This window comes from Rhodopseudomonas sp. BR0C11 (assembly GCF_010820945.1).
In the GTDB taxonomy this organism is placed as follows: domain Bacteria; phylum Pseudomonadota; class Alphaproteobacteria; order Rhizobiales; family Xanthobacteraceae; genus Rhodopseudomonas; species Rhodopseudomonas palustris_H.
In genome coordinates, this window is the sequence record NZ_QTKI01000234.1 from 1 (window position 1) to 7,553 (window position 7,553).

General features: G+C 64.0%; 5 protein-coding genes. All 5 read left to right on the plus strand.

Translation table 11 applies throughout. The features are described from left to right. A partial coding sequence (locus tag DYI24_RS17100; RefSeq protein ID WP_164573153.1) for an NAD(P)-dependent oxidoreductase occupies nucleotides 1-682 on the plus strand: 682 nt, incomplete at its 5' end. Between the two features lie 817 nt (nucleotides 683-1,499). Beyond that, on the plus strand, nucleotides 1,500-2,018 hold the full coding sequence (gene rplJ, locus DYI24_RS17105) for a 50S ribosomal protein L10 (RefSeq protein ID WP_107345092.1): 519 nt from the start codon (nucleotides 1,500-1,502) through the stop codon (nucleotides 2,016-2,018). Between the two features lie 55 nt (nucleotides 2,019-2,073). Continuing rightward, nucleotides 2,074-2,451, plus strand: a complete 378-nt coding sequence (gene rplL / locus DYI24_RS17110; RefSeq protein WP_107345091.1) for a 50S ribosomal protein L7/L12 — start codon at nucleotides 2,074-2,076, stop codon at nucleotides 2,449-2,451. Between the two features lie 465 nt (nucleotides 2,452-2,916). Next, complete coding sequence (gene rpoB / locus DYI24_RS17115; RefSeq protein WP_107345090.1) at nucleotides 2,917-7,041, plus strand: DNA-directed RNA polymerase subunit beta; 4,125 nt, start codon at nucleotides 2,917-2,919, stop codon at nucleotides 7,039-7,041. A gap of 141 nt (nucleotides 7,042-7,182) precedes the next feature. Then, the coding region (locus tag DYI24_RS17120) for a hypothetical protein (protein WP_164573154.1) at nucleotides 7,183-7,553 on the plus strand (371 nt) is incomplete at its 3' end.

A 7,553-nucleotide genomic window follows, 5' to 3' on the forward strand; every position in this document is an offset into this window, starting at 1 on the left:
CGTGGTCGGCAACAGCCCGGGGGCGAATGCCTCCGCGGTCGCCGATCTGGCGCTGGCGCTGCTGTTGGCGCTGATGCGGCGGGTGCTGCCGGCTGACGCCTATGTGCGGGCCGGGGGCTGGTCCGGCGCCAAGCCGTCGCCGATGCTGAAGCCGCCGCGCGGACTGACCGGCGCCAAGGTCGGGGTCTATGGCATCGGCGAGATCGGCCGTAAGATTGCCGCCCGTGTGGCCGGCTTCGAGACCGAGGTTGCCTATCACAGCCGCAGCCGCCACGACGTGCCGTACACCTACATCGGCAGCCTCACCGAACTGGTGGAGTGGTGCGACGTGCTGCTGGTCGCGGTCCGCGCCGGCCCGGATACCGAGAACATCATCGATGCCGGCATGCTGAAGCGGCTCGGGCCGAGCGGCGTCGTGGTCAACATCTCGCGCGGGTCGGTGATCGATCAGCCGGCGCTGATCGCCGCTCTGGCCGACGGCACGATCGCCGGGGCCGGCCTCGACGTGTTCGCGCAGGAGCCGTACGCGCCGGATGCGCTGGCCGAGTTTCCGAACGTGGTGCTGACGCCGCATATCGGCGGCCACACCCAGGAAGCCCACCGCGCGATGCAGGATTGCGTCATCGCCAATCTGGCGGCGTTCTTTGCGGGGCAACCGCTGCCGAATCCGGTGCAGGGGTAACGGCTCCGACCTCACCGCCAGCGCCGACTGGCCGGCAAGTGCCTCCAGACCGGCAGCCGAACCCGCAACAGAGACAAAGGCATGGTCCCTTCGGCTCATCGTCTCGCTGAAGATGAGCGGGCGGGCCGGCGCCTCTTGTCGGACCGGTGAGTCGGTCGACCGGAAGGCTTGCGCGGCCCGGCTCGATCCGGCAGGATTCACCTCGTCGCTGCCGCCGCGGCCCCCTCGAGTGGGCCCCTATGCCAAAATCGTGCCGATTGGCGAAGTTTGCTCTTGGCAAGCGCATTAAGACTCGCTAAACACCCCGCTCCGGGCGTGCCGGCTGTGGCTGGCGCGCCCGTGCGCGCATTCCAATGACCTGATCGATAGGAGACTGTTCCTTCAACTCATCCACCCGGATCGCTGAAGGATGCAGAACACTGTCGCTCGATCGGAATGCGGGCAGGGATCGGAAAGGTCGATAGGCCGGCTCGCCGGACTATTTGCCAGAACGATCTTGGTCCTGTCCAAGACTGCAGGCGCCGAAGCGGAAGCTTACGTTTCCTCAAAGGCTTAATCATACGGCCTGCATAGACGGGTGAAGACCGGATTTTGTGTCCCAACGCTACGGGCGTCGGGATGCGGATAGGGTTCGAACCTCGACACCCCGTTCGGGCGAAGGCGATCAGCCGGAGCCGGTTCGGGAGGGCAGGCAATTCACGATCGTCTCGCCCTACGTGTCCTTGGAGGCTTGTGCCTCGGGGTCGGGTTGGAGCGGGACGGTGGGTGCAACCCGGTGGTCCTGCTCGTAGGGACCGCCAACCGGAGAGAGCTTGCTGTGGAAAGAGCGGCAAAAAAAGAGGCGGTCGAATCGCTGAATGGTCTGTTCCAGACCACCAGCGTCGCGATCGTCGCTCACTATTCCGGCCTCACCGTTGCCCAGATGCAGAAGCTGCGCCAGCAGATGAAGCAGGCGGGCGCCTCGGTGAAGGTTTCGAAGAACCGTCTCGCCAAAATTGCTCTTGAAGGCACCGACGTCGCAGCCATCGGCTCCCTGCTGAAGGGGCCGACTGTGATCGCTACATCCAGCGATCCGGTGGCGGCGCCGAAAGTTGCCGTCGAATTCGCCAAGGCGAACGAGAAGTTCGTCATTCTCGGCGGTTCGATGGGCACAACCGTCCTGAACGTCGATGGCGTCAAGGCTCTTGCCTCGCTGCCGTCGCTCGATGAACTGCGCGCCAAGCTGGTCGGCCTCGTCCAGGCCCCGGCGACCAAGATCGCGCAGGTCACCACCGCTCCGGCTGCGAAGCTGGCCCGCGTGGTTCAGGCCTATGCCTCCAAAAGCGAAGCGGCCTGACGCTTCACTCCCAATCAACCCTGGTTCGAACTGATACCCGTAAGGAACTGATTCAATGGCTGATCTGCAGAAGATTGTTGACGACCTCTCGAGCCTCACCGTGCTCGAAGCCGCTGAGCTCGCCAAGATGCTCGAAGAGAAGTGGGGCGTCTCGGCCGCTGCGGCCGTCGCGGTTGCCGCTGCTCCGGGCGCTGGTGGCGCTGCCGCTCCGGCGGAAGAGAAGACCGACTTCACCGTTGTCCTGGCCTCGGCCGGCGACAAGAAGATCGAGGTGATCAAGGAAGTCCGCGCCATCACCGGCCTGGGCCTCAAGGAAGCCAAGGATCTGGTCGAAGGCGCTCCGAAGCCGCTCAAGGAAGGCGTCAACAAGGAAGAAGCCGACAAGATCAAGGCCCAGCTCGAGAAGGCTGGCGCCAAGGTCGAGCTCAAGTAAGCCGATCGTTTGGCCGGGCCCGGGTCTTCCCGGGTCCGGCACGATCGCGGTTCGGGCCTTCGGGTCCGGGCGGCAACGGCGAGGCGGGCTGCGGTGTGCCCGGACGAGCCGTCACAGGAATGTGTGGAAAGACGCGGGGACAACCCCTCGAATCTCCACATTGCCGTCCCATATTGGTCCGGCAGCACGAAAGCGCAGGCGCGAGGACGTGGTAATGTGTCCGCGCAGCCTCTGGGAGAATCGGCAATTTCGGGCTTTTTCGGTCTGTGACGATGAGGTTTTCGACGGGCGGGTGCGGCAGCGCCCCGCGCGTCATTTTGCGTTCGGAATTAGTGCTGAGCCGACTTAGGATTTAGTTCCTGAAATCTGGCTCCTGAATTTCGGATGTTCGGTATTCAACCCGGGGGCGAGGCGGCTCGCGCTCCGGAAGGTTCGCCCCACCGGGCGACGAAACGAGAGGCCACGATGGCGCAGCAGACGTTCACCGGTCGCAAACGCGTTCGCAAGTTTTTCGGTCACATCCGGGAAGTCGCGGAGATGCCGAACCTCATCGAGGTTCAGAAGGCGTCTTACGACCAGTTCCTGATGGTCGCCGAACCTCCCGGAGGACGTCCAGACGAAGGTCTGCAGGCGGTGTTCCGGTCGGTCTTCCCGATTTCGGACTTCTCCAACGCCTCGATGCTCGAATTCGTTCGCTACGAATTCGAGCCGCCGAAGTACGACGTCGATGAGTGCCGCCAGCGCGGCATGACCTATGCTGCGCCGCTGAAGGTGACGCTGCGCCTCATCGTGTTCGATATCGACGAGGAAACCGGCGCCCGCTCCGTGAAGGACATCAAGGAGCAGGATGTCTACATGGGCGACATCCCGCTGATGACGATGAACGGTACCTTCATCGTCAACGGTACTGAGCGCGTCATCGTCTCGCAGATGCACCGGTCGCCGGGCGTGTTCTTCGACCACGACAAGGGCAAGACCCACTCGTCGGGCAAGCTGCTGTTCGCCGCTCGCATCATCCCGTATCGCGGTTCCTGGCTCGACATCGAGTTCGACGCCAAGGACATCGTCTATGCGCGTATCGATCGTCGCCGCAAGCTGCCGGTGACGTCGCTGATGTTCGCCCTCGGCCTCGATGGCGAAGAGATCCTGTCGACCTTCTACAACAAGATCCTCTACAAGCGGACCAAAGAAGGCTGGCGCGTGCCGTTCGACGTCAACCGCTTCCGCGGCTACTCGACCGTCAACGACCTGATCGACGCCGACACCGGCAAGGTCGTGCTCGAGGCCGGCAAGAAGCTGACCGTTCGTGCCGCCCGCCAGCTGCAGGAAAAGGGCCTCAAGGCGCTGCGGATGTCCGACGAGGAACTCGTCGGCAACTACCTGGCCGAAGACCTGGTCAACCCGAAGACGGGTGAAATCTATGCGGAAGCCGGTGAGGAAATCACCGACAAGACGCTGAAGATGCTGAACGAGCAGGGCTACAAGGAACTGCCGCTGCTCGACATCGACCATGTCAACGTCGGCCCGTACATCCGCAACACGCTGAACGCCGACAAGAACATGACGCGTGAAGACGCGCTGTTCGACATCTACCGGGTGATGCGCCCGGGCGAGCCGCCGACTCTCGAGTCCGCGCAGAACATGTTCCAGTCGCTGTTCTTCGACGCCGAGCGCTACGACCTGTCGGCCGTGGGTCGCGTCAAGATGAACATGCGCCTCGACCTCGATGCGCCCGATACCCATCGCACGCTGCGCAAGGAAGACATCCTGGCGGTGATCAAGACCCTGGTCGGCCTGCGGGACGGCAAGGGCGAGATCGACGACATCGACCACCTCGGCAACCGCCGTGTGCGCTCGGTCGGCGAGCTGATGGAGAACCAGTACCGCATCGGCCTGCTCCGCATGGAGCGCGCCATCAAGGAGCGGATGAGCTCGGTCGACATCGACACCGTGATGCCGCAGGACCTGATCAACGCCAAGCCGGCGGCGGCGGCGGTGCGCGAGTTCTTCGGCTCGTCGCAGCTCTCGCAGTTCATGGACCAGACCAACCCGCTTTCGGAAATCACCCACAAGCGGCGCCTGTCGGCGCTCGGCCCGGGTGGTCTGACCCGCGAGCGTGCCGGCTTCGAAGTCCGCGACGTGCATCCGACCCACTACGGCCGTATCTGCCCGATCGAGACGCCGGAAGGTCCGAACATCGGTCTGATCAACTCGCTGGCTACCTTCGCCCGCGTGAACAAATACGGCTTCGTCGAGACCCCGTACCGCAGGGTCAAGGAAGGCCGCGTCACCGATGAGGTGGTGTATCTGTCGGCGATGGAAGAGGGCCGCTACGCGGTCGCTCAGGCCAACGTGTCGCTCGACGCCAAGGGCAAGTTCACCGACGATCTGGTGGTCTGCCGCGCCGGCGGCACCCGCGACGTCGTTCCGATGCCGGCCGACCAGGTCGACTACATGGACGTGTCGCCGAAGCAGCTGGTTTCGGTCGCCGCGGCGCTGATCCCGTTCCTCGAGAACGACGACGCCAACCGCGCGCTGATGGGCTCGAACATGCAGCGCCAGGCGGTGCCGCTGGTTCGCGCCGAGGCGCCGTTCGTCGGCACCGGCATGGAAGGTGTGGTCGCCCGTGACTCGGGCGCGGCAATCGCCGCGCGCCGCACCGGCGTGATCGACCAGATCGACGCGACCCGCGTCGTTATCCGCGCCACCGAGGATCTCGATCCGACCAAGTCGGGCGTCGATATCTATCGGCTGATGAAGTACCAGCGCTCGAACCAGTCGACCTGCATCAACCAGCGTCCGCTGGTGAAGGTCGGTGACCACGTCAAGAAGGGCGACATCATCGCCGACGGTCCGTCGACCGATCTCGGTGAGCTCGCGCTCGGCCGCAACGTGCTCGTCGCGTTCATGCCGTGGAACGGCTACAACTTCGAAGACTCGATCCTGCTCTCCGAGCGGATCGTGAAGGAAGACGTCTTCACTTCGATCCACATCGAAGAGTTCGAAGTGATGGCCCGCGATACCAAGCTGGGTCCGGAGGAAATCACGCGCGATATTCCGAACGTGTCGGAAGAAGCGCTGAAGAACCTCGACGAAGCCGGTATCGTCTACATCGGCGCCGAAGTCCGCGCCGGCGACATCCTGGTCGGCAAGATCACGCCGAAGGGCGAAAGCCCGATGACGCCGGAAGAGAAGCTGCTGCGCGCCATCTTCGGTGAAAAGGCTTCGGACGTTCGCGACACCTCGCTGCGGGTGCCGCCGGGCGTGCAGGGCACCATCGTCGAAGTCCGCGTGTTCAACCGCCACGGCGTCGACAAGGACGAGCGTGCGCTGGCGATCGAGCGGGAAGAGATCGAGCGTCTCGCCAAGGACCGCGACGACGAGCAGGCGATTCTCGACCGTAACGTCTACGGCCGTCTCGCCGACCTGCTCGACGGTCGCCAGGGCATCGCCGGTCCGAAGGGCTTCAAGAAGGACACCAAGATCACCCGCGCGGAGCTCGAGGAGTATCCGAAGTCGCAGTGGTGGCTGTTCGCGGCGCCGAACGACAAGCTGATGGCCGAAATCGAGGCCATGCGGAAGCAGTACGACGAGTCGAAGAAGGGCCTCGAGCAGCGCTTCCTCGACAAGGTCGAGAAGCTGCAGCGCGGCGACGAACTTCCACCCGGCGTGATGAAGATGGTCAAGGTCTTCGTCGCGGTGAAGCGCAAGATCCAGCCGGGCGACAAGATGGCCGGCCGCCACGGCAACAAGGGTGTTGTGTCGAAGATCGTTCCGATCGAGGACATGCCGTTCCTCGAGGATGGCACTCACGCCGACATCGTGCTGAACCCGCTCGGCGTGCCGAGCCGCATGAACGTCGGTCAGATCCTCGAGACGCATCTCGGCTGGGCGTGCGCGGGCCTCGGCAAGCGCATCGGCCAGACCATCGACACCTACTACCAGAGCCAGGATCTCAAGCCGCTGCGCGAGACCCTGAAGAAGATCTACGGCGAGGACGAGACCATCAAGTCACTCGACGATGGTGAGCTGCTCGAACTCGGCCGCAATCTCAGCCACGGCGTGCCGATTGCGACCCCGGTGTTCGACGGCGCCAAGGAGACCGACATCGAAGAGATGCTGAAGCTCGCGGGCTTCGACGCTTCGGGGCAGTCGACCGTGTACGACGGCCGCACCGGCGATCAGTTCGATCGTCGTGTCACCGTCGGCTACATCTACATGCTGAAGCTGCATCACCTCGTGGACGACAAGATCCACGCCCGGTCGATCGGTCCGTACTCGCTCGTCACCCAGCAGCCGCTGGGCGGTAAGGCGCAGTTCGGCGGCCAGCGCTTCGGCGAAATGGAGGTGTGGGCGCTCGAAGCTTACGGCGCGGCCTACACGCTGCAGGAAATGCTGACGGTGAAGTCGGACGACGTCGCCGGCCGCACCAAGGTGTACGAGGCGATCGTGCGCGGCGACGACACGTTCGAGGCCGGTATCCCGGAATCGTTCAACGTGCTCGTCAAGGAAATGCGCTCGCTCGGCCTCAACGTCGACCTGCACAACTCCAAGCTGGCGGCACCGCCTCCGGCCGAGGCTGCCGAGTAACTCAATGCGTCGAGCCCGGCGGCGTGCGCTTTGCGCCGGCCGCCGGGTGTCTCCGCCGCGCCAGCGTCACGCGCGCGACGGGGAGTGCCTCTGGAATTCCGATTTTGCGGCTGGTGACGACCGGCACGCGAGGAGATGGCGATGAACCAGGAAATTATGAATCTGTTCAATCCGACGACGCCGGCTCAGGTCTTCGACCAGATCCGGATCTCGATCGCGTCGCCGGAGAAGATTCTGTCGTGGTCGTACGGCGAGATCAAGAAGCCGGAAACGATCAACTACCGTACCTTCAAGCCCGAGCGCGACGGCTTGTTCTGCGCCCGCATCTTCGGGCCGATCAAGGACTACGAGTGCTTGTGCGGCAAGTACAAGCGGATGAAGTACAAGGGCATCATCTGCGAGAAGTGCTCGGTCGAAGTGACTCTCAGCCGCGTCCGTCGCGAGCGCATGGGCCACATCGAACTGGCCGCGCCGGTCGCCCACATCTGGTTCCTGAAGTCCTTGCCGTCGCG